This window comes from Caulobacter sp. S45 (assembly GCF_009765965.1).
In the GTDB taxonomy this organism is placed as follows: domain Bacteria; phylum Pseudomonadota; class Alphaproteobacteria; order Caulobacterales; family Caulobacteraceae; genus CAHJWH01.
This window is the reverse complement of sequence record NZ_LMUL01000014.1, coordinates 1,642,623-1,669,583: the sequence shown is the minus strand read 5'-3', so window position 1 is coordinate 1,669,583 and position 26,961 is coordinate 1,642,623. Positions and strand designations below refer to the sequence as shown.

The window sequence follows — 26,961 nt, the reverse complement described above, 5'->3', positions numbered from 1 at the left end:
CCGATGACGCCCCTCGCTATCCACGGGGGGCGTCTGGCGGCGGCGAGAGCGGCGTTTCCCGACGCCCCGTCGCCCTGGCTCGATCTGTCGACCGGAGTGAACCCAAGGCCCTATCCGGCCCAGCGGGCCAGCCGCGCCGCCCGCGCGCGTCTGCCTGATCTGGCGGAGACACGGGCGCTGGAGGTCGCGGCCGCCCACGCCTTCGGATGCGCGCCAGAACGGGTGCTGGCCACGCCGGGGGCCGAGGCCGCCATCCGCCTGCTGGCCTCGACGCTCGAGGTCCGTTCGGCCGCCATCGCCGGGCCGACCTATAGCGGTCACGCCGAGGCCTGGGTGGCGGCGGGCGTCGCCATAGAGATGGTCGAGCGCGTGCGGCTCGGTGAAACGGCGGCCGGGATGCTGGTCCTGGTCAACCCGAACAACCCGGATGGCGCCTCCACGCCGCGGGCCGAGGTCGCCGATCTGGCCGGGCGACGCGGAGGCTGGCTGATCGTGGACGAATCCTTCGTCGAGACCGCGCCGGACCTCAGCGTCGCCGGGATGGAGATGGAGCGGCTGGTGGTGCTGCGGTCTTTCGGGAAGTTCTACGGCCTGGCCGGTCTACGCCTGGGGTTCGTGGTGGGCGATCCGGCTTTGATCGACCGATTGCGGTCCCGGCAAGGCGAGTGGCCGGTGTCCGCCGACGCTATCGCGGCCGGTCTGGCCGCCTATCCCGATACGGCCTGGGCGGCGCGCACGCGGACGCGGCTGACGCGCGATGCGGGGCGGCTCGATCGGTTGCTGGCCGAGACGGGCTTCGAGTTGGTCGGGGGTACAACCCTGTTCCGCCTTGTCCGTGCGCCGGACGCCTCGCGCCGGTTCGAGCGGCTGGCGCGTACAGGCGTGTTGGTCCGCCCCTTCGCCTACGCCGCCGATTGGATACGCTTCGGCTTGCCGCCGGCCTGGGGGTGGCGGCGCCTTGAAACCGCATTGATGGAGAGCGCCGCATGAGCGACGACGACCGCAACGCCGAGCACACCCGCGCCATGCACGCGCTCAAGGCCGAGCGCGACGCGCTGATGGCCGAGAAGCGCGAGGGCCACGGCCTGCTGATGGTCCACACCGGCGAGGGGAAGGGCAAGTCCACCGCCGCTTTCGGCATGATCGCCCGCGCGCTCGGCTGGGGCTACAAGGTTGGCGTGGTCCAGTACATCAAGGGCAAGTGGATCACCGGCGAGCGTCAGTTCTTCGCCCGCTTCCCCGATCAGGTCCGCTATGCGGTGATGGGCGAGGGCTTCACCTGGGACGTGGCCGACCGGGAGCGCGATATCGCCGCCGCCCGCGCCGCCTGGGCGATCAGTCTGGAAATGATCGCCGATCCAGACCTGCACCTGGTGGTGCTGGACGAGTTGAACATCGCGCTGCGCTACCAATACCTGGACGTGGCCGAGGTGGTCGCCGGCCTGACCGCGCGGCCGGCCGGAAAGCATATCTGCGTCACCGGCCGCAACGCCCCGCCCGAGCTGCTGGCGGCGGCCGATCTGGTGACGGAGTTCCAGGCCGTGCGCCACCCCTTCGAGCAGGGCTTCAAGGCCCAGCGCGGGATCGACTTTTGAACCCTGCACGCGCACTTGCGGCGATTGTGGTCGTCCTCGCCCTGGCCGCACCCGCCCAGGCGGCGACGCCGCGCCGGATCGTGTCGCTGAACCCATGCCTTGACGCCATCCTGCTCGACGTGGCCGATCCCGGCCAGATCGTGGCGCTCAGTCACTATTCGCGCGATCCGGCCCAGTCCGCAGTTGCGGTGCGGGCGAAGCGCTTCCCCTTCACCTGGGGCTCGGCCGAGGAGGTGGCGGCGCTGAAGCCCGACCTGGTGCTGATGAGCGGCATGGGCGCCTCCAGCCTGCGCGGCGTGCTGCCCCGTCTGCATATCCCCTCGGCCGAGTTCACCGTGCCCTACAGCGTGGACGAGAGCCTGGCGCAGGTGCGGCGGGTGGCCATGTTGTCGGGCCATCCCGAACGGGGCGAGGCCCTGGTCGCCCGCATCGAGGCCGCCTTGGCCGCCGCGGGGCCTGCGCCTGGAACCCCGCGCCTGAGCGCGCTGCTGTTCGAGGGCCATGGCTTAGCGTCCGGGCCCCATACCCTGATGGACGAGCTGATGCGGCGCACGGGTTTCGACAACGCCACGCGGCGCTTCGGCATGACCCATTCCATAGATTTGCCGCTGGAGCGGTTGATCGCCGATCCACCGCAGGTGCTGCTGTCGGGGCGGATGGAAGCGGGCGAGCCGACCTGGGCGGACCGGGTGCTGTCCCATCCGGCGCTGGCCGCCGTCCGGAGCCGCATGAAGCGCGAGGCCCTGCCGGAGACCCTGGTCTATTGCGCCGGACCGGTGATGATCCCGACGGTCCAGGCCCTGGCCGCCGCGCGTCGCGACGCCTTGAGGACCAAGCCATGATGAGGCGTTCGCCGCTGCTGTTGAACCTGCTGTTGGTGGTGGGTCTGGTCGTACTCTCCGTCCTGTCGCTGATCGCGGGCAAGGTGTGGGTGCCGCTCGGCCATCTCGCGGCCGCCAGCGATCCGCGCTGGGCGATCATCACCGAGCTGCGCATCCCGCGCACGATCCTGGGCCTGGCGGTTGGCGCGACGCTGGGCCTGTCGGGGGCGGTCTTGCAGGGCTATACGCGCAACCCCGTGGCCGACCCCGGCCTGCTCGGCGTGTCGTCGATGGCCTCGCTGGGTGCGGTGCTGACCATCTATCTGGGCCTGACCGGGGCCGCGCCCTGGATGATGGTCGCCTTCGCCATGAGCGGGGCGGGGATCGGCGTGCTGATCCTGCTGGCCCTGGCGGGCTCGGCCGGTGGCGCGACGACCTTTCTGCTCGCGGGCATGGTGCTGAACGTCATCGCAGAGGCGGGGCTTTCCCTGGCCCTGATGCTGTCGCCGAACGCCTGGGCGACGTCGGAGATCATCACCTGGCTGCTGGGGTCGGTCGCCGACCGCAGCATGGTCGATGTCCGTATCGCCTTGCCGTTCATCGTCGTCGGTTCCGGCCTGCTGCTGACCACCGGCCGCGCGCTCGACGCCCTGACCTTGGGCGAGGCCGGCGCGCGCTCGGTCGGCGTGTCCCTGCGCCGGACCCAGGTGGTGATCGCCATCGGCGTCGGGCTCGCCTGCGGGGCCAGCGTGGCGGTGACCGGCGTCATCGGCTTCGTCGGCCTGATCGTACCGCATCTGGTTCGGCCGCTGGTCGGTTCGCGGCCGGGAGCCCTGCTGGTCCCAAGCGCCCTGGCCGGCGCGGCCCTGCTGGTCGCAGCCGACATCCTGGTGCGCCTGACGCCGGCGGCGAGCGAGGTGCGGCTGGGCGTGGCCATGGCGGTGCTGGGCGGCCCGTTCTTCCTCTGGCTGCTGCTCTCCATGCGCCGGAGGCTGGCGTGAGGTCGGTGAGCGCCATGGCGCTGGAAGCGAGGGGGCTGGCCGTACGTCTGGGCGGTCGCGCGGTCCTCGACGGCGTGGACCTGGCCTTCCAGCCCGGCAAGGTCACTGCGGTGCTGGGGCCGAACGGGGCGGGCAAGTCCACCCTGCTGAACTGCCTGGCGGGGCTGCGCCGGCCCGACGCGGGGGAAACCCACCTGGACGGCCGGCCGATCGAAACGCTCTCGGCCAAGACGCGGGCGCGTAGCCTCGGCTACCTGCCCCAGGCCCCGGAGATCGCCTGGAGCCTGGACGTGCGCACCTACGCCCGGCTCGGCCGCACCGCCTATCTGGGGGCGTTCGGGCCCACGGCGGAGGACGAGGCGGCGGTCGAACGCGCATTGATCCGTACACAGATGACTGCCTTTGCCGACCGCGACGTCACCACCCTGTCCGGCGGCGAGCGCGCTCGCGCCCTGATCGCCCGGGTGCTGGCCGGCGAGCCCCGCTGGCTGATCGCCGATGAGCCGCTCACGGGCCTGGACCCCAGCCATCAGCTCGACGCCGCCGACCTGCTGCGCGGCTTCGCGGCCGAGGGCGGGGGCGTGGTCGTCACCCTGCACGACCTGGGTTTCGCCGCTCGGGTGGCGGATCGGGCGGTGGTGCTGGTGGAGGGCAGGGTGATCGCGGACGGGCCGCCGGCCGAGGCCCTGTCTCCCGAGGTGCTGGCGCGCGCCTACGACATCGACGCCCGCTGGACGGCGGGAGCGGTCGGACCGCTGCTCGATCTGATCGGCCGGCGGTGAAGGGCGGCCGCGCCCATTGCGTGAGCCTGGCGGCGCTCGCGCTCGGGCTGGAGGCGGCGGTCGGCTATCCCGAAACGCTCAACGCGCGCCTGCCGCATCCGGTGGTCTGGATCGGGCGCGCCATCGAAGGTTTGGAGCGGCGTTGGAATCGCCCCGAGACCGGCCCCGTCCGCCGTAAGGCGCTCGGCGTCGCGACCTTAACGCTGACGGCGGGGGCGAGCGCCGGCGCGGGCTGGCTGGTGCAGCGCGCGTGCGGACGCTCGCGCCTGGGCTGGCTGGCGGCGGCGCTGCTGGCCACGCCGGGTCTGGCCCAACGCAGCTTGCACGATCACGTCGAGGCGGTGCGCCGCCCGTTGGATGCGGGCGACCTGCCCGGCGCACGCAACGCCGTGGGCCGGATCGTCGGGCGTGACGTGGCTCGCCTGGACGCTCCGGGCGTGGCGGCCGCTGCGCTGGAGAGCCTGGCGGAGAGCTTCAACGACGGGGTGGTCGCCCCGGCCCTCTGGCTGGCGCTGGGCGGCCTGCCGGGGCTCTACGCCTACAAGGCGGTGAACACCGCCGACAGCATTATCGGCCACATGGAGCCGCGCTGGCGCGACTTCGGCTGGGCGGCGGCGCGCACAGACGACCTGATGAACCTGATCCCGGCGCGCCTCGCTGGATGGCTGATCGCCTTGGCGGCAGGGCGCGGCGCCCGGACCATGGGACGCGACGCCGGGAAGCACGCCTCGCCCAACGCCGGCTGGCCCGAGGCGGCCATGGCCGGGGCGCTGGGCGTGCGGCTGGGCGGGGCGGCGGTCTACGACGGCGAGGTCATGGCGCGCCCGACCTTCGGCGACGGGCCGCCGCCGAGGGCTTCCGACCTGGCGCGGGGATTGTCGGTCTACCGCCACGCTTGCGGCCTGCTGTTGCTTGGCTGCCTGATCGGCGGCGCGGTGGCGGGGAGGCGCAGCCGATGACGGCCACGCTGATGATCCAGGGCTGCGGTTCGGACGTGGGCAAGTCGACCCTGGTCGCGGGCCTCTGCCGCCTGTTCACCGACCGTGGGCTCAGGGTGCGGCCGTTCAAGCCGCAGAACATGAGCAACAACGCCGCCGTCACCGCCGACGGCGGTGAGATTGGGCGCGCCCAGGCGCTCCAGGCCATCGCCTGCCGCACGCCACTGAGCGTGCATATGAACCCGGTGCTGCTGAAGCCTCAGAGCGACGTCGGGGCCCAGCTAGTGGTGCGTGGGCGGATGGAGGGGAACTGGACCGCTAGCGCCTTCCAGGACCGCAAGCGAAGCCTGCTGTCGACGGTGGTGGAGAGCTTCGAGCTGCTGAAGGGCGAGGCCGACCTCGTGCTGGTGGAGGGCGCGGGCAGCCCGGCGGAGATCAACCTGCGCGCCGGCGACATCGCCAACATGGGTTTCGCAAGGGTGACGGATACGCCGGTCGCCCTGGTCGGCGATATCGACCGCGGCCACGTCATCGCCGCCTTGGTCGGGGCGCACGCCGTGCTCGATCCGGGGGACCGGGCGATGATCAAAGGTTTCCTGATCAACAAGTTTCGGGGCGACCCGGCGCTGTTCGCGGACGGCCGCGCCGAGATCGTCCGCCGCACCGGCTGGCCGGACCTGGGCATGGTCCCCTGGCGGGCGGAGGCGCGGCGATTGCCGGCGGAGGACGCGGTGGTGCTGCAGGACGCCCCGTCGAGCGCTTCGGGACGGCGCGTCAAGGTGGTGGCCCTGATGCTCCCCGCCATCGCCAACTTCGACGACTTCGATGCGCTGAAGGCCGAGCCGGAGGTGGACTTCACCTTCCTGCCGCCGGGTAGAGTGTTGCCGGGCGATGTGGACCTGGTGCTGCTGCCGGGGTCGAAGGCGGTGCTGTCCGATCTCGCCCACCTGCGCGTCCAGGGCTGGGACGTCGACATCGCCGCTCATGTCCGGCGCGGAGGGCGGATGCTGGGCCTGTGCGGCGGCTACCAGATGCTGGGCCGACGGGTGGCTGATCCCCAAGGCGTCGAAGGGGCGCCCGGCGAAGCGCCTGGGCTTGGCCTGCTCGACGTGGAGACCGTGTTGGGCGGCGAGAAGACCTTGCGGCCGGCGGGGGGCTGTCTTGTCGCGAGTGGCGCGCGTTTCAGCGGCTACGAGATGCATGTGGGCGAGACCACGGGCGTCGGCGTGGCGCGGCCTTTCCTGATTTTCGAGGACGGCGGCGTCGATGGCGCGCGCTCGGTCGACGGACGGGTCTCTGGGACCTATGTCCATGGTCTGTTCGACCATGGGGACGCCCGCAAGGCCCTGCTGGCGGAGATCGGCGCGGCTTCGCACGGAGGCCATCGCCTCGAAGCGGTCGAGGCGGACCTGGACGCCCTGGCCGCCGCGCTCGGCCAAGCCCTGGATATCGAAACCCTGTCGAGGATCGCCGGCCTATGAAATTCCTGCCGCCCGCCATCGCCCCGCTCGACCCTGCGCTCGGGGCCGAGTTGCGTGCCCGCGTCGATGGCAAGGCCAAGCCGCCCGGCGCTCTTGGTCGGCTCGAGGATTTGGCCGTGCGCATCGGCCAGATCCAGGGGCGGCTCGATCCGTGCGTCGAGCGGGTGCGGGCCCATGTGTTCGCCGGCGACCACGGGATGAATGCAGAGGGGGTCTCGGCCTACCCGTCGGCGGTGACCGGCGCGATGGTGGCGACCTTCCTGGCCGGCAAGGCGAGCGTCAACGCGCTGGCCCGCGCCTGCGATGTCGAGGTGCTGGTGGTGGACGCGGGCGTGGACGGCGACCTGCCCGCCCATCCCGCGCTTTTGGACCGCAAGGTCCGCCGGGGTTCGCGCAACGCCGCCGTCGAAGCGGCCTTGTCCGAAGACGAACTGGACGCCGCCCTGGCGGCCGGCGTCACCCTGGCGGCCGATGCGGCCGGCGAGGGGATCGACGCCCTGGTCCTCGGCGAGATGGGCATCGGCAACAGCGCCAGTGCCGCCCTGCTGATGCATCGCCTGGCGCCGGCGACCCTGGTGGACTGTATCGGCGTCGGCGCCGGCCATGACGCAGAAGGGTTGGTCCGCAAGTCCGCCGTGCTGGCCCGCGCCGCCGCCCGTTGCGATTCGGGCGAGCCGCTGGAAGTGCTACGCCAGTTCGGCGGGCTGGAGATCGCCATGATGGTCGGCGCGGTGCTGGGCGGGGCGGCGGCCAGGCGCATCGTGGTGGTGGACGGCTTCATCTCTTCGGCGGCCGCCCTGACGGCGATCCGCCTGGTTCCAGAGGTGCGCGACTACTGCGTCTTCGCCCACGCCTCGGCGGAGCGGGGACACCGGCTGATGCTGGAGGCGTTGGGCGCGGAGCCGCTGCTGAACCTCGGGCTGCGGCTCGGTGAAGGCACGGGCGGCGTGTTGGCCGCGCCCCTGCTGCGGGCGGCGGCGCGGATGCTCAGCGAGGTGGCCAGCCTGGACGACGTGCTGGCCGGACGGCTGTAGGGATGAGCGGTTGAGAGGGATGTGCGTCGTTTCTGGACTGACCCCATGAACCCCATCCAGGAATGGCGGCTGTTCCTCTGCGCCCTGCAGTTCCTCACCCGCTTGCCGACGCCGCGCCTGGACGGTTTCCAGTCCGACTGGATCGGCCGGTCGGCGCGCTACTTCCCCCTGGTGGGGCAGGTGGTGGGGCTGATCTCCGCCCTTGTGTGGCTCGGCGCGAGCCGGGTGTGGGGCGGCGGCCCGGTCGCGGCCCTGCTGGCGGTGGGCGCCGGGGTGCTGGCGACCGGCGGTTTCCACGAGGATGGGCTGGCCGACACCGCCGACGGCCTGGGCGGCGGCCAGACGCCGGCGGCCCGGCTCCTAATCATGAAGGACAGCCGCGTCGGGACCTATGGCGTGCTGGCGCTGGGGCTGGTCGGGGCGTTGCGCGTGGCGGCGCTGGCCGGCGCATCGCCGGTGAGGGGCGCGCTGGCGCTGCTGGCGGCGCATGGGGCGGCCCGGGCGGCGGCGGTCGTGGCGATGGCGCTCATGCCCTATGCCGGCGACGCCTCGACCGCCAAGGCGGAAGCCTCGCCACAGTCGGCCAGCCCTGCGAACGCGGCGATCGCGGTCGGGCTCGGGCTGTGGCCGTTCGCCCTGCTGGACTGGCGCAACGGCGCGCTCGGGCTGGCGTTCGGAGCCGTGGCGGCGCTGGCGGTGATGATCCTGGCGCGACGGCTGATCGGCGGCCGCACCGGGGATGTGCTGGGCGCGGTCGAGCAGGTGTTCGAGGCCGCGGTGATGCTGGGCGCGACGGTCATGTTCGCATGACCCTGATCGTCTGTCCGCTCGACGCCGTGGCCGACCAGATCGTCCGCCACAGTCCCGCGCGCCTGATCAGCCTGCTGTCGCCGACCGGGGTGGAGCCGCCGGTCTGGTCCGGCCCGCACCTGTCGCTGCGCTTCCACGACATCGCCGAGCCCCGCGAGGGCTTCACGCCACCCGATGCGGAGATGGTGGACCGCCTGCTGGCGTTCGGCGCGGCATGGACGGAGCCGGCGCCCCTGCTGGTCCACTGCTGGCTGGGGATCAGCCGCTCGACCGCGGCCGCCTATATCCTGGCCTGCGCCTTGGACCCGTCGCGCTCCGAGCTGGAGGTCGCGCAGGTCCTTCGGGGTGCGGCTCCGCAGGCGACGCCCAATCCCTTGCTGGTTCGTCTCGCCGATGCGCGGCTAGGGCGCGAGGGGCGGATGAACGCGGCGATCACGGAGATCGGGCGCGGATGCGACGCCGATCAGGGCGCACCATTCATGCTCAAGGCGCGGTCGCGCTGAACGCGGACGACCGCAGGTCTGCTCAGAACTGGACCGAAATCTGCTGGTCCCCGCGCTGCACCACGATACGCCAGCTCTGCACGCCGTTAACGGCGGACGCGAGATCGGCCACCGTATCGATCCGCTTCCCATTGATCGAACGCACGATGTCGCCGCCCTGGAAGCCGGCCCGACCGGCGAAACCCTCGCCGGCGGAGGTCAGCAGCACGCCGGTCAGGAATGGGTCGAGCCCGTACTGGTCCGCGACCGCCGGCGACAGGTTGACCACGGTCGCGCCCTGGAACGGATTGCGGCCGGAAATGGTGCGTTCGTCGCGCGCCGGGACGGCCGGGGGCGTGGACACCACGGCGCTCAGGGAACGGGCCGCCCCGCCTCGCCGGACCTGCAGCGTCACCGTCTCGCCCGGCCTGTGGGTGGAGACCAGGTAGTTCAGCGCCGCCTGGTCGGCTACCGCCTGGCCGTCGACCGACAGCAGCAGGTCGCCCACCTGCACGCCGGCATGGGCGGCGGCGCTAGCCGGATAGACCTCGGCGATCAGCACGCCTTCCGGCTTGGCGAGGCCCAGGCTGCGCGCGCTTTCGGCGTTGACGGCGGTCGCCCGCACGCCGAGCCAGGGCCGCTGCACCGTGTGCACGCCGCCGACCGCAGACTCCACCACCCGCCGCACCAGGGCCGCCGGGATGGCGAAGCCCACGCCGCTGGACGAGCCCGAACGCGACAGGATGAAGGTGTTCAGCCCGATCAGGTTGCCGTCCATGTCCACCAGCGGGCCGCCGGAATTGCCCGGATTGATCGCCGCGTCGGTCTGCAGATAGAAGCCGCTGTCGGACGCGCCCACATCGGTTCGGGCGAGCCCGGAGATGATGCCGTTGGTCACCGTCTGGCCGACGCCGAAGGGGTCGCCGATGGCCAGCACCAGGTCGCCGACCTCGACGGTGTCGCGGTTCTCGATCGGCAGCACCGGCAGCTTCTCGTCCTTGGCCTCGATCTTCAGCACGGCGATGTCGGAGCGGGCGTCGGCCAGCAGCACCTTGGCCGGGAACTCGCGCCGGTCGGCCAGCACCACGCGCAACTGTTGGCCGCCCTCGACCACGTGGTTGTTGGTGACGATCACCCCGTCGGCGCGCACGATCACGCCCGAACCGAGCGATCCCTCCACCCGCTCGCGCGGCACCGACAAGCCGCCGAACATGCCCCAGAACGGATCGACCTGGGTGCGCACCGTGCGGGTGGAATAGACGTTCACCACCGCCGGCGCCGCGCGCTTCACGATCGGCGAGAACGACATCTTCATGGTGGCGAAGTTGGACGGCGGGGCGCGGTTGGGCGCGGCCAGCGGCGTCTCAGGCGACAGCGCCGGCGTCTGGGCCGCGCTCTTGTCGGCCGGTTGGGAGCAGGCGGCCAGTGCGAACAGCAGCGGCAGGTAGGAGCGTCGGGTCAGGCGCATGTTCGATTTCAGCTCAAAGGATCGCGGTGAAACATTTGCCGAGCTTCACGGCGCAACGATGGCGGGTTCGCCTGTGGACCGGACGCCCGCGTCGGGTCGACTGCGGCGCAGGCTCATCGCCAATACGAACGCCAGCAGCAACAGCCCGGCCGCGACGTAGAAGGGCGTGCCGGGATGAACGTGGGCGCCCGTGATGCTGTGGTGGAAGACCTGGGTGAACATCACCGGCCCGACCAGTCCGGCCATGGCCATCACCGCCGAGTTCGCGCCTTGAAGCCGGCCCTGCTCGTTGGGGCCGACGCGCCGGGTCATCATCCCCTGCACGCCGGGCTGCACCAGCCCGATCATCGAGAACACCGGCACGCCGAGGCAGAACCACAGCCCCGACGGCGCCCAGCCCCAGATCGCCATTCCGGCCGCCGCAAACAGCAGGCCAGTATAGACCGCGCCGCGCTCCTTGAAGCGCTTGGCGAAGGGCCGCACGATCCCGCCCTGGACCACGATGTTGCAGATTCCCACTCCCGCCAGCAGGGCGCCCATCATCCAGACCGCCCAGTGGTAGCGATAGTCGGCATAGAGCACCATGGTGCTCTGCAGCACCTGATGGGCCAGGAAAAACAGGAACATCACCCCCGCCAGCCCAAGCAGTCCCGGATAGGCGGCCAGCAGGCGGAAGGAGCCGAACGGGTTGGCGTTGGCCAGGCGGAACGGCGCGCGCCTCTCCTTGGGCAGGGACTCGGGCAGGACGAACAGGCCGTACATGCCGTTGGCGAAGGCCAGGCCCGCCGAAACCCAAAAGGGTAGGCGCGGGCTGACCGAGGCGCAGAGGCCGCCCAGGGTCGGGCCGAGCACGAACCCGATCCCGAAGGCTGCGCCCATCATCCCGAAAGCGGCGGCGCGCTTGTCCGGCGGGGTGACGTCGGCGATGTAGGCGTTGGCGGTGGAGAAGCTGGCGGCGGTGATCCCTGAGATCAGCCGCCCGAGGAACAGCCAGGCCAGGCTGGGGGCCAGCGCCATCAGCACGTAGTCGGCGCCGAGCCCGAAGATGGAGATCAACAGCACCGGCCGCCGCCCAAACCGGTCCGACAGCGCGCCCTGAATCGGGGAGAAGATGAACTGCATCAGCGCCCAGGCCGCACCGAACACCCCGACATAGTCGGCCGCGCGCCCGAGGTCGCCGCCGGTGAAGCCTGCGACGAGCTTTGGCAGCACCGGGACGATCACACCGATCGCCAGGATGTCGAGCAGGGCGACGATGAAGATGAAACGCACCGCCGCCCGATGGCGCCCGGGCGCGACGGGCGGGCCGCTTGCCAGGGTGGAGCCGGGCGCGGTGTGGAGGGGATCGACGTGGGCGGGGGGCGTCTCGACCATGTTCGCCTTATAAGCCGCAGCCTGTTCGCCGCGCCAGCCACGGCTTGGGGCGCGGCGGAACGATAGTCGCGCTATGGGCGCATTGGTGGGCGGCGAGGGGTTCGAACCCCCGACCTTCTGGGTGTAAACCAGACGCTCTGACCAGCTGAGCTAGCCGCCCCTCGAAGCCCCGGCCGGCGGCCAGGACCTCGTCCTCGGTTGGAGCCCCATTAAGGACTCCAGATCCAGGTTCTTGGTTCGAAGTCCTAGTTCAGCGCGCCCTTGAGGCCTTCGCCGGGACGGAACTTCACGGTCTTGGACGCGGGACGCTTCACCTGCTCGCCGGTGCGCGGGTTGCGGGCGACGCCTTCGGGACGGTCCACCGGCACGAAATTGCCGAACCCGACGATGCGCACTTCCATGCTCGCCTTCATGGCGTCGGTGATGCTGTCGATGACGGCTTCCAGGGCGTCCTTCGCCTGGTTCTTGTTCAACCCGGACTTCTCCGCGATCGACGCAACCAGTTCGGCCTTCGTCATTGTTCTCGTCTCCCAATCAGCTCTGGCGGTGGCGCAGGCCGGCCCCGCCAGCGGCGGGAGTATGGAGCGGGCGCCCCAAGGAGGTCAAAAGGGAAAAGGCGGCGCGGAGGGGTCCGCACCGCCTTATTTTACTTGATTCCGGCGATCAATGGGTGACGACGGCGTCCTGATCCAGATCGTCGACGACCGGGATCGGGCGCGCATCGTCGTCCTCTTCGGTCCAATCGATGGGCGTCAGCGGCCCGGTGAGGGCGTGCCTCAGCACCTCGTCCATGTGGGAGACCGGGATGATCTGGAGCGCCGACTTCACATTGTCGGGCACCTCGGCCAGGTCCTTCTCGTTCTCTTCCGGGATCAAGACCGTCTTCACGCCGGAGCGCAGGGCGGCCAGCAGCTTCTCCTTCAGACCCCCGATCGCCGTCACCCGGCCGCGCAGAGTCACCTCGCCGGTCATGGCGAGTTCCTTCCGGATCGGGACCCCCGTCAGCACCGAGACGATGGCCGTGGCCATGGCCGCACCGGCGGACGGGCCGTCCTTGGGCGTGGCCCCGTCGGGCACGTGGACGTGCACGTCGGTCTTCTCGAACAGGGTCGGGCGGATGCCGAAGGCCGGGGCCCGCGAGCGGACGTAGGAGTGGGCCGCCGAGATCGACTCCTTCATCACGTCCTTCAGGTTGCCGGTCACGGTCATGCGACCCTTGCCCGGCATCTTGACGGCCTCGATGGTCAGGATGTCGCCGCCGAACTCGGTCCAGGCCAGCCCGGTGACGATGCCGCGCTGGTCCTCGGTGTCGGTCTCGCCGTAGCGGTACTTCTTCACGCCCGCATACTTGGCCAGCCGCTCGGTATCGATGGTGATCGAGGTCACGTTCTCGCGGCCCAGGTCACGCACGGTCTTGCGCGCCAGCTTGCCCAGTTCACGCTCCAGCGAGCGCACCCCGGCTTCACGGGTGTAGTAGCGGATCAGCTCGCGGATGGCCTCGTCCGGCACGATCCACTCTTCCGCCGACAGCCCATGATCCTTGGCGAGCTTGGCCAGGAGGTGGCGCTTGGCGATCTCCAGCTTCTCGTCTTCGGTGTAGCCGGCGATGCGGATCACCTCCATGCGGTCCAGCAGGGGCTGGGGCATGTTCAGGCTGTTGGCGGTGGTGACGAACATCACCTGCGACAGGTCGTAGTCGACCTCCAGGTAGTGGTCGCCGAAGGTGTTGTTCTGCGCCGGGTCCAGCACTTCGAGCAGGGCCGAGGACGGGTCGCCCCGCCAGTCGGCGCCCAGCTTGTCGATCTCGTCCAGCAGGAAGAAGGGGTTGGTCGCTTTCACCTTCTTCATCGACTGGATGATCTTGCCGGGCATCGAGCCGATATAGGTCCGGCGGTGGCCGCGGATTTCCGCCTCGTCACGCACGCCGCCCAGCGACAGGCGTGCAAACTCGCGGCCCGTGGCCTTGGCGATGGACTTGCCCAGCGAGGTCTTGCCCACGCCCGGAGGTCCGACCAGGCACAGGATCGGGCCCTTCAGGTTGCCGGTGCGCGACTGGACCGCGAGATACTCCAGGATGCGTTCCTTGACCTTCTCAAGACCGTAGTGGTCCTCGTCCAGGATGCGCTCGGCCTCGAGCATGTCGACGCTCTTGGTCTTGGCCTTGCCCCAAGGGATCGACAGCAGCCAGTCCAGGTAGTTGCGCACCACCGTGGATTCGGCCGACATCGGGCTCATATTGCGCAGCTTCTTCAGCTCGCCGTCGGCCTTGATCCGCGCTTCCTTGGACAGCTTGGTCTTCTTGATACGCTTTTCCAGGTCGATCAGCTCGTCGCGCTGATCGTCCTGTTCGCCCAGCTCGCGCTGGATCGCCTTCATCTGCTCGTTCAGGTAATACTCGCGCTGCGTCTTCTCCATCTGACGCTTGACCCGCGAGCGGATCTTCTTCTCCACCTGGAGGACGGAGATTTCACCCTCCATCAGGCCGTAGACCTTCTCCAACCGCTTGGCGACGTTGAAGATTTCCAGCAGGGCCTGCTTGTCGGCGATCTTGACCGACAGATGGGCGGCGATGGAGTCCGCAAGCTTGCCGGGCTCGGCGATCTGGGGGATCGAGGCCAGGGCCTCTGGCGGCACCTTCTTGTTCAGCTTGACGTAGTTCTCGAACTGCTCGGCCACGGCGCGGCTCAGCGCCTCGGCTTCCGGCGCGTCCTCGCCGTCCTCGTCCAGACCCGCCACCTCGGCTTCGAAGAACGAATCGGTCTGGGTGAAGCGCAGCAGCGCCGCGCGGCGCTTGCCCTCGACCAGCACCTTCACCGTGCCGTCGGGAAGCTTGAGCAGTTGCAGCACGCTGGCGACCACGCCGACGTCGTAGATGGCGCCGGGCTCGGGATCGTCGTCGGCGGAATTCTTCTGGGTGGCGAGCAGGATCTGCTTGTCGCCCTTCATCACCTCTTCGAGGGCCCGCACGGACTTCTCGCGGCCGACAAACAGCGGCACGACCATGTGGGGGAACACCACGATGTCGCGCAACGGCAACACGGGCAGGGTCTGGATCTCAGACATCAATGCACTCCTTGACCGGTGCGGAACCTCGCACCCGGCCGATCGGGGTCGCCCCCGACGCCGCGTCCTTGCGCCGGCGGGAGGAAGACCCCGTCCCGCCCCGGATAGTCCGGCGACGAGAGTCGGTCTCGACCTATGTTGGACTGTGGGCTGGGGAGTTCAAGCACTGCGTCCGTCCGGCGACAGAGCGCCGCGCCGGCGCCTAGGGGGTAGGCGCGTTTGGATCGACGCATTTCATCCTCCCCTGCGTAGCGGGGGGAGGTGGCGGCGAAGCCGGCGGAGGGGGCTCGTGGAGAACTCCCTTGTAAATTAAACTAAAAACCCGGCGGCCGGCGAGCCCCCTCCACCACGCTCCGCATGGTCCCCCTCCCCCGCTACGCAGGGGAGGACAGGACCGCTGTGGAAACAGGCGCCCTACGAGGCTTTGTCGCCCCGCTTTTCGGCGTAGATCATCAGCGGCTGGGCGCGGCCTTCGACCACCTCGGCGTTGACCACCACCTCTTCGACGCCCTGGTAGGTCGGCAGCTCGAACATGGTCTCCAGCAGGATGCCTTCCATGATCGAGCGCAGGCCCCGCGCGCCGGTCTTGCGGCCGATGGCCTTCTTGGCGATCGAGTGCAGCGCGTCGGAGGTGAAGGTCAGCCCCACATTCTCCATGTCGAACAGGCGCTGGTACTGCTTGACCAGGGCGTTCTTCGGCTCGGTGAGGATCTTCACCAGGGCCGGTTCGTCCAGGTCTTCCAGGGTGGCGATCACCGGCAGGCGGCCGATGAATTCCGGGATCAGGCCGAAGCGGAGCATATCCTCCGGCTCCACGCCGCGCAGGACCTCGCCGGTGCGGCGCTCGTCGGGGTCCTTGACCACCGCGCCGAAGCCGATGGAGGTGCCCGCGCCGCGCGCGCTGATGATCTTCTCCAGCCCCGCGAAGGCGCCGCCGCAGATGAACAGGATGTTGGTGGTGTCCACCTGCAGGAACTCCTGCTGGGGATGCTTGCGGCCACCCTGGGGCGGGACCGAGGCCACCGTGCCCTCCATGATCTTCAGCAGGGCCTGCTGAACGCCCTCGCCCGACACGTCGCGGGTGATCGAGGGGTTGTCGGACTTGCGGCTGATCTTGTCGATTTCGTCGATGTAGACGATGCCGCGCTGGGCCCGCTCGACATTGTAGTCGGCCGACTGGAGCAGCTTGAGGACGATGTTCTCCACATCCTCGCCCACGTAACCGGCTTCGGTCAGGGTGGTGGCGTCGGCCATGGTGAAGGGCACGTCGATGATGCGCGCCAGCGTCTGGGCCAGCAGCGTCTTGCCCGAGCCCGTGGGGCCCACCAACAGGATGTTGGACTTGGCCAGCTCGACGTCGTTGTTCTTCTGGGCGTGGTTGAGCCGCTTGTAGTGGTTGTGCACGGCGACCGCCAAGACCTTCTTGGCGTGGTCCTGGCCGATCACATAGTCGTCGAGGACCTCGCGGATTTCCTTGGGCGTGGGGACGCCGTCCTTCGCCTTGACGAAGGTGATCTTGTGCTCCTCACGGATGATGTCCATGCAGAGTTCGACGCACTCATCGCAGATGAACACCGTCGGGCCGGCGATCAGCTTGCGCACCTCGTGCTGGCTCTTTCCGCAGAAGGAGCAGTACAGAGTGCTTTTGGAGTCGCCGCTGGCGGCCTTGGTCATTGGTGCATCTCACTCCTGGACGACGATCCGGCGCGAAGCACCGAGGCGCCGCTAGCCCGTACGATCCGATCCGAACGGGGCCGAGGCGCCAGAAACGAGGCCTCGACCTTGCAGGAATAGGACCGTGGGGCTTACGAAACTCTGACAGTCCTCAAGCCCTTCATTCGACCACACCTTCAACGCTGCGATCAAGCGTTTCATGGCGGGGCGGTGTCGCGGCTCGGACCCTTGAACATCGGGAGAGATAAGGACGTGCCCACACCCGCGCCAGAGGCCGGCGGAATCAGGCGTGAATCCGAGAGCGGCCAAGGCGCGGCGCTGGTCGCCTTCGACTTCGACGGCACGCTGACGGTGAAGGACAGCTTCAACGCCTTCCTGCTCTGGCGCACGCCCTGGACGCGGCTCCTGCTTGGCCTGTTCAGGCTCTCGCCGGCCCTGGCGGCCTATGTGCTCCATCGCGACCGGGGACGGATCAAGGCCGATGCGGTCCGGGTCCTGCTCGGCGGGGTGTCGCGCGAGCGGTTGGCCGCGGACGCCGAAGCCTTCGCCCAGGCTTTCGCCCAGCGGCTTTTTCGCCCTGACGCCCTGGCGCGCTGGGAGGCGCACGGACGCGAAGGCCGCGAGCGGGTCATCGTCACCGCATCGCCGGAGGACGTGATCGCCCCCTTCGCCCGGCGGCTCGGCGCGGATCGGCTGATCGGGACCCGGCTGCGCTTCGACGCCCGCGATCGCGTCGCCGGGGGCTTCGAGGGCCCCAATTGTCGCGGTCCCGAAAAGGTCGTGCGGCTCGAGGCCGTCTATGGCGCGGACGTGCGCCTCGCCGCCGCCTATGGCGACACCTCCGGCGACATCGAGATGCTCGCGCGCGCCGACCGGCCGTTCATGCGGCTGTTCCAGGGACGGCCGGAACGCTGACCTTCGCCCTCAACCCCTGGCGTACAAAGGCATTTCGCCCGTTTGCAAAGGGTGTTGGGCCAGGCGCGATTCGACCGCTTGCCAAACGCCGGGGTTCAACTATGTTCCGCGCCCTCGCCGGACCCCGGTCCGCGTGCGGGTGCATAGCTCAGTTGGTAGAGCAGCTGACTCTTAATCAGCGGGTCGTAGGTTCGAATCCTACTGCACCCACCAAGGTTTCCCGGACGGTTCGCCCGTCCCTCCCAAACCCCGGTGGATCAATCAAAGCCGTAGCCACACTGGCGCGGCGTCCCTGGGGCCGCTACCTCTAGATCATGCCTGATCTGTTCGAAGCCGCGGGGCTGAAGCCCGAGGCGCCGCGTCCGTTGGCCGACCGCCTGCGGCCGGCGACCCTGCAAGAGGTGGTGGGCCAGGACCACCTACTCGGGCCGGAAGGGCCGATCGGGCGCATGACCGCCGCGCACCGGCTGTCCTCGATGATCCTGTGGGGGCCGCCCGGCGTGGGCAAGACCACCCTGGCGCGGCTGCTGGCCAAGACCGCCGGTTATGAGTTCCAGCAGCTGTCCGCCGTCTTTTCAGGCGTCGCGGACCTGAAGAAGGCGTTCGAGACCGCGCGCACGCGCCGCGCCGCCGGCCAGTCCACCCTGCTGTTCGTCGACGAGATCCACCGCTTCAACCGCGCCCAGCAGGACGGCTTCCTGCCCTTCGTCGAGGAGGGCGTGGTGACCCTGGTCGGCGCCACCACCGAGAACCCCAGCTTCGAGCTGAACGGCGCGCTGCTGTCGCGCTGCCAGGTCTATGTGCTCAAGCGGCTGGACGACGCGGCGCTGGAGATCCTGCTGGCGCGGGCCGAGGCGTTCGAGCAGCGGGCCCTGCCGCTGACGCCCCCGGCGCGCGAGGCGCTGAAGGCCATGGCCGACGGCGACGGCCGCTATGTGCTGACCCTGGCCGAGGCCCTGTTCGCGATCCTGGAGGAGGAGCCGCTCGATCCCGGGGCCCTGGCCAACGTGCTCCAGCGCCGCAGCCCGGCCTACGACAAGGATCGGGAGGAGCACTACAACCTGATCTCGGCCCTGCATAAATCCATTCGCGGTTCCGACCCGGACGCGGCGCTCTACTGGCTGGCGCGGATGCTCGAAGGCGGCGAGGAACCGTTGTTCATCGCGCGCAGGCTGGTGCGCGCGGCGATGGAGGACATCGGCGAGGCCGATCCGCTGTCGCTGCTGATCGCCAACGCCGCCAAGGACGCCTACGACTTCCTCGGCAGTCCGGAGGGCGAGATCGGCCTCGCCCAGACCGTGGTCCATCTGGCGACCGCGCCCAAGTCCAACGCCGTCTACAAGGCCATCGGCGCGGCGCGGCGCGCGGCCAAGGCCACCGGCTCGCTCATGCCGCCGGCCCATATCCGCAATGCGCCGACCAAGCTGATGAAGGACCTCGGCTACGGCAAGGGCTACGCCTACGACCATGACGCGGAGGGCGGTTTCTCGGGCCAGGACTACTTCCCCGAGGGCATGGAGCGGCAGCGGTTCTACAATCCCAAGGGCGACGGGGCGGAAGCCAAGATCAAGGCGCGGCTCGAACATTGGGCGTCGGTGCGGCGCGACCGGGGCGGGGACATGGATGGGGACGGGGGCGAATGAGCGTGCGTCCGCCGCGCAAGCTCCGCGCCATCGACAAGCCTGTCTCGCTCACCCCCGAGGAGATCGCCTTTGTCCGCAGCCTGGTCATCTATGAAGACCCGGTATTGCTGGCGCTGAACAAGCCGCCGGGCCTGTCCAGCCAGGGCGGCCGGGCCCAGGTCAACACCCTGGACGAGCTGCTCTGGGCCTTCGCCAAGTCCAACGGCAATCGCCCGCGCCTGATCCACCGGCTGGATCGCGACACCTCGGGCGTGATCCTCACCGCCAAGACCAAGCCCGCCGCTGGCTTCCTCGGCAAGGCGATGATGGCGCGCAAGTTCGCCAAGACCTACGTCGCCCTGATCCCCGGCCCGTTGAGCGCGTCCGAGGGCGTGATCGACGCCCCGATGCGCCGCGACGAGGTCGGGCGCGAGGCCTATATGCGCATCTGCCCGCCCGACCACCCGGACGCCGAGCAGGCCCTGACCCGTTACCGCATCCTCGCGGAAGGGGATGGCGCGACCCTGGTGGAGCTTCGGCCCGAGACCGGGCGGATGCACCAACTGCGGGTCCATCTCGCCCATCTCGGCCGGCCGATCCTGGGGGATGTCCGCTATGGCGGCGCACTCGCCCTTGGCGGCGCGCCCGTTCCGCGTCTGATGCTGCACGCGGCCCAGCTCAGCTTTCCGCATCCGGAGGGCGCGATGAAGACCATCGCAGCGCCTTGGCCCGAAGATTTGGCCGTGCTTGCAAGACGGGCCGGTCTCGCAGGTGTGCAGGCGGACCAGTCGTAACCCTGTCATCCCGGAAAGCGTCTTGACGCTCATCCGGGACCCAGGGGCCAGTGCGCGCCGCCCCTGGGTCCCGGCTCTCCGCTCCGCTGCGGTCGGGATGACATTGGGATCGTATACGCCCTGGTGTGGCGGCGTCGGACGAGGCAAGCTCGGGCCAGGAGGACGGACCGGAACATGGCGATTGCGACGTGGCTGCCGCTGGTCGGCGTAGCGGTGGTGGCGGTCGGGTTCCTGATCCGGCTGAACCCGATGCTGGTGGTGCTGCTGGCCGCGCTGGGGGGGGGGCTGGGCGCCGGTTTCCCCATCCTCAAGGTCGTCGCCGCCCTGGGTCATGCCTTCAACGAGAACCGTTACGTCACCCTGATCTGGCTGATCCTGCCGGTGATCGGCCTGCTCGAGCGGCATGGATTGCAGGAGCGCGCGCGCCAGCGGATCGCCCGGCTCAAGGGCGCGACCACCGGGCGATTGTTGCTGGTCTACATGATGCTGCGCCAGGCGACCGCCGCGCTCGGCTTGGTCGCGCTCGGCGGCCATCCGCAGATGGTCCGGCCGATGGTGGCGCCCATGGCGGAGGGCGCGGCGGAGGCGCGGCTGGGTGTGCTGCCGGACAAGGTGCGCCACCTGATCCGCGCGCATGCGGCGGGGGTGGACAATATCGGCGTCTTCTTCGGCGAGGATATCTTCATCGCCGTGGGCTCGATCCTGCTGATCCATGGGGTGCTGCAGGGCGCGGGGATCGAGGTCGATCCGCTGAAGCTCTCCGGATGGGCCGCGCCGTCGGCGGCGGCGGCGCTGATCGTGCACGGCGCGCGGCTGCTGCGGCTGGACCGCAAGCTCGCGCGCCAGGTCGCCGAGGCGCGCGCCGCTAACCGCACCTCCCTCGAGGCGCAGGAAGCGCCTTGATCCGTCTGGACGCCGCCTATCTGACGATGGGGCTGTTGTTGGCGGCCTACGCCCTGCTGGGGGCGCTGGATCGCGGCAAGCCCAACCGCTGGCGCAACAGCCTGTTCTTCGCCTTGCTGGCCGCGAGCTTCCTGATCGGCGACCGCCTGGGCGACCTGGTCAACGGGTTGCTGGTGATCGGGCTGGTCGCCCTGGCCGCGATCGGCCGTCGTGCGCCGACCGTGCGTGCGGCCGGCGACGAGCCGCTGAGGCTCGCGGGCGCACTTCGCTACAAGGACCGCCTGTTCCTCCTCGCCCTGATCACGCCGGCGGTGGCGCTGGGGGGCGCGGTCCTGCTCAAGGGCGCGCGGATCGGGTCTCAGCCCCTGTTCGATCCCAAGCAGATCACCGTGATCTCGCTGGCGCTCGGCGTGGTCATCGCCTTCCTGGCCTCCCTGATCGTGCTGCGCGAGCGGCCGGTGCGGGGCGTGCAGGAGGGACGCCGGCTGATGGAGTCGGTGGGCTGGGCGGCGATCCTGCCGCAGATGCTGGCGGCGCTTGGGGCGGTGTTCGCGCTGGCGGGGGTGGGCCATTCGGTGGCTGTGCTGCTGGGCCAGGTGCTGCCGGTGGACAATCGTTTCGCCGTGGTCTGCGCCTATACCTGCGGCATGGCCCTGTTCACCGTGATGGTGGGCAACGCCTTCGCCGCCTTTCCGGTGATGACCGCCGCCATCGGCCTGCCGCTGATCGTGCAGCGGTTCCATGGGGACCCGGCGATCATGGGGGCGATCGGCATGCTGTCGGGCTTCTGCGGCACCCTGCTGACCCCGATGGCGGCCAACTTCAACCTGGTGCCGGTGGCGCTGCTGGAGCTTCCCGACCGCTGGGCGGTGATCCGCGCCCAGGCGCCCACCGCGCTCGTCATGCTCGCGGTGAACACCGGCTTGATGTACGCCCTGGTCTTTCGTTTCTGAGCATCGCCTCCAATCATAAGCTCCGGTCCCCAAACCCCCGGTCAAAAGCCAATGCCACACCGTCACGACCTGACCCCCGAGATCGCCGACACCTTCGCCCGCATCGCGCTCAGCCATGTGGCGCGGGAGTATCCGAACAAGCTCGACCATGTGATGGGCGGCGAGGGGGACGCGCAGAGCCCGCGCGCCCTGCATCCGATCTTCTTCGGCAGCTACGACTGGCATTCCTGCGTGCACGGCTACTGGCTGATGGCGCGGCTCTACCGCCAGTTCCCGGACGCGGCCTTCACCGGCGACGTGGCCGCCCAGTTCGACGAAGCCATCACCGCCGACAATGTGGCCGGCGAGTTGGCCTACCTGAAGCGGCCCAACAGCACAGGCTTCGAGCGACCCTACGGCTGGGCATGGCTGCTGATGCTGGCCGCCGAGCTGAAGCGGCACGACAGCCGCGAGGCGCATCGCTGGTCCGAGATCCTGACGCCCCTGGCCGAGGCCTTCTCGGACCGGTTCAAGGCCTTCCTGCCCAAGGCCGACTATCCGATCCGCGGCGGGGCCCACCACAATACCGCCTTCGCCCTGCTGCTGGCGGCGATCTATGCCGAGATCGCCGAGGACGGAGAACTCGACGCCCTCATCCGTGGCAAGGCCAACCTCTGGTACGGTGAGGATCGCGACGCCCAGGCCTGGGAGCCGTCCGGCGACGATTTCCTCTCGGGGACCCTGATCGAGGCCCAGCTGATGCGACGGGTGCTGAAGTTCGACGCCTTCCGGGCGTGGTTCTCCCACTTCCTGCCGCACCTGGCGGAGGGACGGCCGGAAACCCTGTTCGAGCCGGTGGAGGTCAGCGACCGCAGCGACGGCAAGATCGCCCACCTGGACGGACTGAACCTCAGCCGGGCCTGGGCCTGGCGTAGCCTCGCCCCGGCGCTGGACGGCCCGTCGGCCGAGCGCGCCGTCACCGCCGCGCGCCTGCACATGGCCGCCAGTCTGCCGCATGTGACCGGCGACTATCTGGGCGAGCACTGGCTGGCCACCTACGCCTTGCTGGCGCTGGACGGGGCGGTTTGAGTGGCTGAGCTTGAGTCGGCCCGCAAGGCGGCGGGCTGGGAATTCTGGATCGATCGCGGCGGCACCTTCACCGACGTGGTCGCGCGCCGGCCGGACGGGACCTTGCTGACCGAGAAGCTGCTGTCGGAGAACCCGGAGCGCTACCGCGACGCGGCGGTGGAGGCGATCCGCCGCCTACTGGATGCGAAGACCGGCCCGATCCCCGGTGAGGCCGTCGACGCCGTCAAGATGGGCACCACGGTGGCCACCAACGCCCTACTGGAGCGCCGAGGCGAGCCGACCCTCCTGGCGATCACCGCCGGCCTGCGCGACCAGCTGCGGATCGGCTATCAGAACCGGGCGAAGATCTTCGCCCGCAAGATCGAGCGGCCGGAGCCGCTGTACGATCGCGTGATCGAAATCGAGGAACGGGTCGGCGCCGACGGATCGGTGCTGAAGCCGCTCGACCTGCAACGCGCTCGTACGGAGCTCCAGGCCGCTTATGACGCGGGCCTGCGCGCGGTCGCCATCGTGCTGATGCACGGCTACCGCTACGCCGACCACGAGCGGCAGGTGGCCGAGCTGGCGCGCGAGATCGGCTTTGCTCAGGTCTCCGTCAGCCACGAGGTCAGCGCCTTGATGAAGCTGGTGGCGCGGGGCGACACCACGGTGGTGGACGCCTACCTGTCGCCGGTGTTGCGCCGCTATGTCGACCAGGTGGCGGGCGAGCTGGGCCATGACGTGCGGCTGTTGTTCATGCAGTCCAGCGGCGGCCTGGTGGACGCCCACAGCTTCCGGGGTCGCGACGCGGTGCTGTCGGGGCCGGCCGGCGGCATCGTCGGCATGGTGAGGACGGCGGAGCAGGCGGGCTTCGAGCGGGTGATCGGCTTCGACATGGGCGGCACCTCCACCGACGTGTCCCACTATGCCGGCGAGTACGAGCGCACCTACGAGGGCGAGGTCGCGGGCGTTCGCCTGCGCGCGCCGATGATGCGCATCCATACCGTGGCGGCGGGCGGCGGCTCGATCTGCAGCTTCGACGGCGCGCGGTTCCGGGTCGGGCCGGCGTCGGCCGGGGCCAATCCGGGGCCGGCCTGTTACCGCCGCGGCGGCCCGCTGACCGTGACCGACTGCAACGTCGCGCTCGGCCGCATCCAGCCGGACGTCTTCCCCAAGGTGTTCGGCCCGAACGGCGATCAACCCATCGACGTCGAGGCCTCGCGCGCGCGCCTGAAGGCCGTGGCCGACGAGGTGGCCCGCGCCACCGGTCGGGCGACGTCGCCCCAGGAGGTGGCGGAAGGCTTCCTCACCATCGCCATCGACAACATGGCCGGGGCGATCAAGCAGATCTCGGTGCAGCGGGGCTATGACCTACAGGGCTACGTCTTGGCGTGTTTCGGCGGCGCCGGGGGGCAGCATGCCTGCCGCGTGGCCGAGGCGCTGGGGATCGAGCGGGTGATGATCCACCGCTTCGGGGGCGTGCTCTCGGCCTACGGCATGGGCCTGGCCGACCTGAGGGTGCTGCGCGAGACCACGGTGGAGGCGCGGCTCGATCCCGCGACGCACGAAGCCCTGTCTGTCCGCGCGGGCGTCTTGGCGACGGACGCCGAGACCGCCCTGCGCACCCAGGGAACCCCGCTGGCGCGCGTGGAGACCCTGCGCCGCGCCCTGCTCAAGTACGAGGGGACCGACGCCTCGCTCCAGGTCGCCTTCGGTGCGCCGGACGAGATGCACGCCGCCTTCCAGGACGCGCACCGCCAACGCTTCGGCTTCGTCGCCGACAAGGCGCTGGTGGTCGAGGCGCTGTCGGCGGAGGCGATCGGTTCAACCGACGCCGGCGCGGTTAGCGTTCCGGCGCCTGTCGGGGTGGGCGAGGTCGAGTCCCTCGCGCAGGCGCAGGTGTGGATCGATGGACAAGCCCATGCGACGCCAGTGTTCGACCGTGACGTTCTGCCTGAAGGCTGGCGCGTCGAAGGACCGGCTATCGTCGTGGACGCGGTGCAGACCGCCCTGGTCGAACCGGGCTGGTCGGTACGGGTAGACGCCGAGGCTAATTTGATCCTGGAAACCGTTTCCCTGCCCCTCGAAGGGGGAAAGGCAGGGGAGGGGGTGAGTCTACAGCTTGAGGGGGATGATCTGCAGAGGCGTCGCGCCCTCCAACACTCTTCGCCCGAGCTGTCTGCGCACACCCCCAACCCTGCCCTTCCCCCTTCGAGGGGGAAGGAAGGGGCTTGTGTCGACCCCGTGCGCCTCGAAGTCTTCGCCAACCTGTTCATGTCGGTGGCGGAGCAGATGGGCTTCGCGCTGCAGAACACCGCCTACTCGGTCAACATCAAGGAGCGGCTCGACTTCTCCTGCGCCCTGTTCGACCGCACCGGCGCCCTGATCGCCAACGCTCCGCACATTCCGGTCCACCTCGGCAGCATGGGCGAGGGGGTGAAGACCCTGATCGCCACACGGGGCGAAAGGCGCGACGGCCGGGGCATGAAGCCCGGTGACGTCTATGTGCTCAACGCCCCCTATAACGGCGGCACGCACCTGCCCGACATCACCGTGGTGATGCCGGTGTTCGGCGAGGACGACGCTGTGGGCGCGCACGGACCGCTCTACTTCGTCGCCGCGCGTGGGCACCATGCGGACATCGGCGGGATCACGCCGGGCTCCATGCCGGCTTCCAGCCGCACGGTCGAGGAGGAGGGCGTGCTGATCGACGACGTCCTGCTGGTCGACGCCGGGCGGTTCCTGGAGGACGAGATGCGGGCCCTGCTCGCCTCCGGCCGCTGGCCCGCGCGCAATCCCGACCAGAACATCGGCGACCTGAAGGCCCAGGTGGCCGCCTGCGTGCGTGGCGCACGCGAGCTGCACACGGTGGCGCGCCGTTACGGCCACGCGACGGTCGACGCCTATATGGGCCACGTCCAGGACAATGCCGAGGCGGCGGTGCGCGCGGCCATCGGCGCGCTGCAGGACGGCGCGTTCGCCTACGAGATGGACGGCGGGGCCGTGGTGCGGGTGAAGGTGTCGGTGGACCACGCGGCCCGTTCGGCGGTGGTCGATTTCACCGGCACCAGCCCCCAGCTCGACACCAACTTCAACGCGCCGTTCGCGGTGTGCCGGGCGGCGGTGCTGTATGTGTTCCGCACCCTGGTCGACAGCGATATGCCGCTGAACGACGGTTGCCTGCGCCCGATCGAGATCATCGCGCCGGAGGGCAGTATGGTCCGGCCACGTTATCCGGCGGCGGTGGTGGCGGGCAATGTCGAGACCTGCCAGGTGATCACCGACGCCCTCTACGGCGCGCTGGGGGTGCAGGCGGCCGCCCAGGGCACCATGAACAACTTCACCTTCGGCGACGAGCGCCGGCAGTACTACGAGACCATCTGCGGTGGCTCGGGCGCGGGTCCCGACTATCACGGAGTGGACGCCATTCACACCCACATGACCAACAGCCGCCTCACCGACCCCGAGGTGTTGGAGCACCGCTTCCCGGTCGTGGTGGAACAGTTCGCGATTCGCGCTGGAACGGGCGGCGCCGGCGCCCATCACGGCGGCGCGGGCGTGACCCGCAAGCTGCGCTTCCTGCAGCCGATGACCGCGAGCCTGTTGTCGAATCGCCGGCGTGTCCCGCCGTTCGGCCTCAAGGGAGGTGAATCGGGCGCGCTAGGCGCTGGACGGGTCGAGCGGGCCTCGGGCGAAGTGATCCAGCTTGGCCCGACCGAGAGCGTGGACCTGTCCGCAGGCGATGCTTTCGTGATCGACACGCCGGGCGGGGGCGGCTACGGAACGCCTAACGAATGATCAATGCTTCGTTACTGCAGTGCAGCACGGCTCGACTCGGAACGAGGTGCGGTCCAGGTTCATTTCAGCTCCATGACCGTGAGTGTAGAGGTTGAGAGGCGATGACGGACATTGTCCTGACACTGCCTATCGAGGCCGGCGAGGAAGCCCAGCTGTTCGGCAGCTTCCTGAACCGCTTCATGGAGAGCCGCTCGTCGGAGGCGGAGCGCATGGCCCAGTGGAGCGATGCGCCCTATCTGATGGTGCGTTCCGATCCCGGCGACGGGTGGGACACCAAGGTGGTCACCTTCCAACAGCGCAGCGTCGCCTCCGCCTTTTCCGCCGGCTGGGCCAAGGCGCGCAGCATCGCCCAGGGTCGCCCGCTCTCCTGACAGTCGAGGTCCGTCGCCGCCTGCGGGCGCGCGAT

At 69.8% G+C, this 26,961-nt stretch carries 23 protein-coding genes and 2 tRNA genes; 19 read left to right on the top strand and 6 right to left on the bottom strand.

Going from position 1 to position 26,961, the window contains the following annotated elements; all coding sequences use genetic code 11:
- Nucleotides 1-3 precede the first annotated feature (3 nt).
- From cobD to GSQ87_RS14795, 10 genes are read left to right on the top strand one after another with little or no spacing between them, the layout of a single operon-like run.
- Nucleotides 4-990, top strand: coding sequence for a threonine-phosphate decarboxylase CobD (gene cobD, locus GSQ87_RS14840; protein ID WP_158916142.1), 987 nt, complete (start codon nucleotides 4-6; stop codon nucleotides 988-990).
- Nucleotides 987-1,595, top strand: a complete 609-nt coding sequence (gene cobO, locus GSQ87_RS14835; RefSeq protein WP_158916141.1) for a cob(I)yrinic acid a,c-diamide adenosyltransferase — start codon at nucleotides 987-989, stop codon at nucleotides 1,593-1,595. Before cobD ends, cobO begins: the two co-directional genes overlap by 4 nt.
- Complete coding sequence (locus GSQ87_RS14830; RefSeq protein WP_158916140.1) at nucleotides 1,592-2,437, top strand: ABC transporter substrate-binding protein; 846 nt, start codon at nucleotides 1,592-1,594, stop codon at nucleotides 2,435-2,437. The genes cobO and GSQ87_RS14830 overlap by 4 nt, the downstream gene beginning before the upstream one ends.
- Entirely contained in the window at nucleotides 2,437-3,417 is a 981-nt protein-coding gene (locus tag GSQ87_RS14825; protein WP_254062996.1) for an iron ABC transporter permease, read from the top strand. Before GSQ87_RS14830 ends, GSQ87_RS14825 begins: the two co-directional genes overlap by 1 nt.
- Nucleotides 3,414-4,199: an ABC transporter ATP-binding protein gene (locus GSQ87_RS14820; protein WP_254062994.1), complete on the top strand. Its 786-nt coding sequence runs from the start codon at nucleotides 3,414-3,416 to the stop codon at nucleotides 4,197-4,199. Before GSQ87_RS14825 ends, GSQ87_RS14820 begins: the two co-directional genes overlap by 4 nt.
- A complete protein-coding gene (gene cbiB / locus GSQ87_RS14815; RefSeq protein WP_254062992.1) occupies nucleotides 4,196-5,158 on the top strand; it encodes an adenosylcobinamide-phosphate synthase CbiB in 963 nt (320 codons plus the stop codon). The genes GSQ87_RS14820 and cbiB overlap by 4 nt, the downstream gene beginning before the upstream one ends.
- The gene (locus GSQ87_RS14810; RefSeq protein ID WP_158916138.1) at nucleotides 5,155-6,618 is read left to right on the top strand and encodes a cobyric acid synthase; all 1,464 of its coding nucleotides are present in this window, start codon (nucleotides 5,155-5,157) and stop codon (nucleotides 6,616-6,618) included. Before cbiB ends, GSQ87_RS14810 begins: the two co-directional genes overlap by 4 nt.
- On the top strand, nucleotides 6,615-7,652 hold the full coding sequence (gene cobT / locus GSQ87_RS14805; RefSeq protein ID WP_158916137.1) for a nicotinate-nucleotide--dimethylbenzimidazole phosphoribosyltransferase: 1,038 nt from the start codon (nucleotides 6,615-6,617) through the stop codon (nucleotides 7,650-7,652). The genes GSQ87_RS14810 and cobT overlap by 4 nt, the downstream gene beginning before the upstream one ends.
- Before the next feature lie 45 nt (nucleotides 7,653-7,697).
- Nucleotides 7,698-8,462 carry an adenosylcobinamide-GDP ribazoletransferase gene (gene cobS / locus GSQ87_RS14800; RefSeq protein WP_158916136.1) on the top strand — a complete coding sequence of 255 codons (765 nt, stop codon included), beginning with the start codon at nucleotides 7,698-7,700 and terminating at the stop codon, nucleotides 8,460-8,462.
- Nucleotides 8,459-8,965, top strand: a complete 507-nt coding sequence (locus GSQ87_RS14795; RefSeq protein ID WP_158916135.1) for a tyrosine phosphatase family protein — start codon at nucleotides 8,459-8,461, stop codon at nucleotides 8,963-8,965. The genes cobS and GSQ87_RS14795 overlap by 4 nt, the downstream gene beginning before the upstream one ends.
- A gap of 22 nt (nucleotides 8,966-8,987) precedes the next feature.
- Here the strand turns inward: GSQ87_RS14795 and GSQ87_RS14790 are convergent, their stop codons facing one another.
- The 6 genes from GSQ87_RS14790 to clpX form a co-directional block, all read right to left on the bottom strand.
- On the bottom strand, nucleotides 8,988-10,412 hold the full coding sequence (locus GSQ87_RS14790; RefSeq protein ID WP_158916134.1) for a Do family serine endopeptidase: 1,425 nt from the start codon (nucleotides 10,410-10,412) through the stop codon (nucleotides 8,988-8,990).
- A gap of 45 nt (nucleotides 10,413-10,457) precedes the next feature.
- Nucleotides 10,458-11,786 (bottom strand): TCR/Tet family MFS transporter, encoded by a 1,329-nt coding sequence (locus GSQ87_RS14785; protein WP_158916133.1) that lies wholly within the window; start codon nucleotides 11,784-11,786, stop codon nucleotides 10,458-10,460.
- Between the two features lie 83 nt (nucleotides 11,787-11,869).
- Nucleotides 11,870-11,946, bottom strand: a tRNA-Val gene (locus tag GSQ87_RS14780).
- 85 nt (nucleotides 11,947-12,031) lie between these two features.
- On the bottom strand, nucleotides 12,032-12,304 hold the full coding sequence (locus tag GSQ87_RS14775) for an HU family DNA-binding protein (protein WP_158916132.1): 273 nt from the start codon (nucleotides 12,302-12,304) through the stop codon (nucleotides 12,032-12,034).
- 145 nt (nucleotides 12,305-12,449) lie between these two features.
- Entirely contained in the window at nucleotides 12,450-14,849 is a 2,400-nt protein-coding gene (lon, locus tag GSQ87_RS14770) for an endopeptidase La (RefSeq protein ID WP_158916131.1), read from the bottom strand.
- Between the two features lie 414 nt (nucleotides 14,850-15,263).
- A complete protein-coding gene (gene clpX / locus GSQ87_RS14765; protein WP_158916130.1) occupies nucleotides 15,264-16,523 on the bottom strand; it encodes an ATP-dependent Clp protease ATP-binding subunit ClpX in 1,260 nt (419 codons plus the stop codon).
- A 252-nt stretch (nucleotides 16,524-16,775) separates the two neighbouring features.
- Between clpX and GSQ87_RS14760 the strand changes: the two genes are divergently transcribed.
- From GSQ87_RS14760 to GSQ87_RS14720, 9 genes are all read left to right on the top strand, one after another.
- Nucleotides 16,776-17,438 carry an HAD-IB family hydrolase gene (locus GSQ87_RS14760; RefSeq protein ID WP_174241443.1) on the top strand — a complete coding sequence of 221 codons (663 nt, stop codon included), beginning with the start codon at nucleotides 16,776-16,778 and terminating at the stop codon, nucleotides 17,436-17,438.
- Between the two features lie 137 nt (nucleotides 17,439-17,575).
- Nucleotides 17,576-17,651, top strand: a tRNA-Lys gene (locus GSQ87_RS14755).
- Between the two features lie 101 nt (nucleotides 17,652-17,752).
- The gene (locus GSQ87_RS14750) at nucleotides 17,753-19,081 is read left to right on the top strand and encodes a replication-associated recombination protein A (RefSeq protein WP_158916129.1); all 1,329 of its coding nucleotides are present in this window, start codon (nucleotides 17,753-17,755) and stop codon (nucleotides 19,079-19,081) included.
- Nucleotides 19,078-19,854, top strand: coding sequence for an RluA family pseudouridine synthase (locus GSQ87_RS14745; protein ID WP_158916128.1), 777 nt, complete (start codon nucleotides 19,078-19,080; stop codon nucleotides 19,852-19,854). Before GSQ87_RS14750 ends, GSQ87_RS14745 begins: the two co-directional genes overlap by 4 nt.
- A 174-nt stretch (nucleotides 19,855-20,028) precedes the next feature.
- The gene (locus GSQ87_RS14740; RefSeq protein WP_158916127.1) at nucleotides 20,029-20,757 is read left to right on the top strand and encodes a DUF969 domain-containing protein; all 729 of its coding nucleotides are present in this window, start codon (nucleotides 20,029-20,031) and stop codon (nucleotides 20,755-20,757) included.
- The gene (locus tag GSQ87_RS14735) at nucleotides 20,754-21,710 is read left to right on the top strand and encodes a DUF979 domain-containing protein (RefSeq protein WP_254062991.1); all 957 of its coding nucleotides are present in this window, start codon (nucleotides 20,754-20,756) and stop codon (nucleotides 21,708-21,710) included. Before GSQ87_RS14740 ends, GSQ87_RS14735 begins: the two co-directional genes overlap by 4 nt.
- A 51-nt stretch (nucleotides 21,711-21,761) precedes the next feature.
- Nucleotides 21,762-22,778 (top strand): DUF2891 domain-containing protein, encoded by a 1,017-nt coding sequence (locus tag GSQ87_RS14730; RefSeq protein ID WP_158916126.1) that lies wholly within the window; start codon nucleotides 21,762-21,764, stop codon nucleotides 22,776-22,778.
- The gene (locus GSQ87_RS14725) at nucleotides 22,779-26,555 is read left to right on the top strand and encodes a hydantoinase B/oxoprolinase family protein (RefSeq protein WP_158916125.1); all 3,777 of its coding nucleotides are present in this window, start codon (nucleotides 22,779-22,781) and stop codon (nucleotides 26,553-26,555) included.
- Between the two features lie 101 nt (nucleotides 26,556-26,656).
- A complete protein-coding gene (locus GSQ87_RS14720; RefSeq protein WP_158916124.1) occupies nucleotides 26,657-26,926 on the top strand; it encodes a hypothetical protein in 270 nt (89 codons plus the stop codon).
- Nucleotides 26,927-26,961 lie beyond the last annotated feature (35 nt).

What these genes read in the sequence shown, in the direction of transcription:
- GSQ87_RS14790 (WP_158916134.1), bottom strand. Translation starts at nt 10,412, where the DNA reads ATGCGCCTGACCCGACGCTCCTACCTGCCGCTGCTGTTCGCACTGGCC.
- GSQ87_RS14740 (WP_158916127.1), top strand. Translation starts at nt 20,029, where the DNA reads ATGGCGATTGCGACGTGGCTGCCGCTGGTCGGCGTAGCGGTGGTGGCG.
- GSQ87_RS14750 (WP_158916129.1), top strand. Translation starts at nt 17,753, where the DNA reads ATGCCTGATCTGTTCGAAGCCGCGGGGCTGAAGCCCGAGGCGCCGCGT.
- GSQ87_RS14745 (WP_158916128.1), top strand. Translation starts at nt 19,078, where the DNA reads ATGAGCGTGCGTCCGCCGCGCAAGCTCCGCGCCATCGACAAGCCTGTC.
- cobS (WP_158916136.1), top strand. Translation starts at nt 7,698, where the DNA reads ATGAACCCCATCCAGGAATGGCGGCTGTTCCTCTGCGCCCTGCAGTTC.
- cobO (WP_158916141.1), top strand. Translation starts at nt 987, where the DNA reads ATGAGCGACGACGACCGCAACGCCGAGCACACCCGCGCCATGCACGCG.
- GSQ87_RS14720 (WP_158916124.1), top strand. Translation starts at nt 26,657, where the DNA reads ATGACGGACATTGTCCTGACACTGCCTATCGAGGCCGGCGAGGAAGCC.
- GSQ87_RS14795 (WP_158916135.1), top strand. Translation starts at nt 8,459, where the DNA reads ATGACCCTGATCGTCTGTCCGCTCGACGCCGTGGCCGACCAGATCGTC.
- cobD (WP_158916142.1), top strand. Translation starts at nt 4, where the DNA reads ATGACGCCCCTCGCTATCCACGGGGGGCGTCTGGCGGCGGCGAGAGCG.
- GSQ87_RS14810 (WP_158916138.1), top strand. Translation starts at nt 5,155, where the DNA reads ATGACGGCCACGCTGATGATCCAGGGCTGCGGTTCGGACGTGGGCAAG.
- cobT (WP_158916137.1), top strand. Translation starts at nt 6,615, where the DNA reads ATGAAATTCCTGCCGCCCGCCATCGCCCCGCTCGACCCTGCGCTCGGG.
- GSQ87_RS14785 (WP_158916133.1), bottom strand. Translation starts at nt 11,786, where the DNA reads ATGGTCGAGACGCCCCCCGCCCACGTCGATCCCCTCCACACCGCGCCC.
- GSQ87_RS14825 (WP_254062996.1), top strand. Translation starts at nt 2,437, where the DNA reads ATGAGGCGTTCGCCGCTGCTGTTGAACCTGCTGTTGGTGGTGGGTCTG.
- GSQ87_RS14775 (WP_158916132.1), bottom strand. Translation starts at nt 12,304, where the DNA reads ATGACGAAGGCCGAACTGGTTGCGTCGATCGCGGAGAAGTCCGGGTTG.
- lon (WP_158916131.1), bottom strand. Translation starts at nt 14,849, where the DNA reads ATGTCTGAGATCCAGACCCTGCCCGTGTTGCCGTTGCGCGACATCGTG.
- GSQ87_RS14730 (WP_158916126.1), top strand. Translation starts at nt 21,762, where the DNA reads ATGCCACACCGTCACGACCTGACCCCCGAGATCGCCGACACCTTCGCC.
- clpX (WP_158916130.1), bottom strand. Translation starts at nt 16,523, where the DNA reads ATGACCAAGGCCGCCAGCGGCGACTCCAAAAGCACTCTGTACTGCTCC.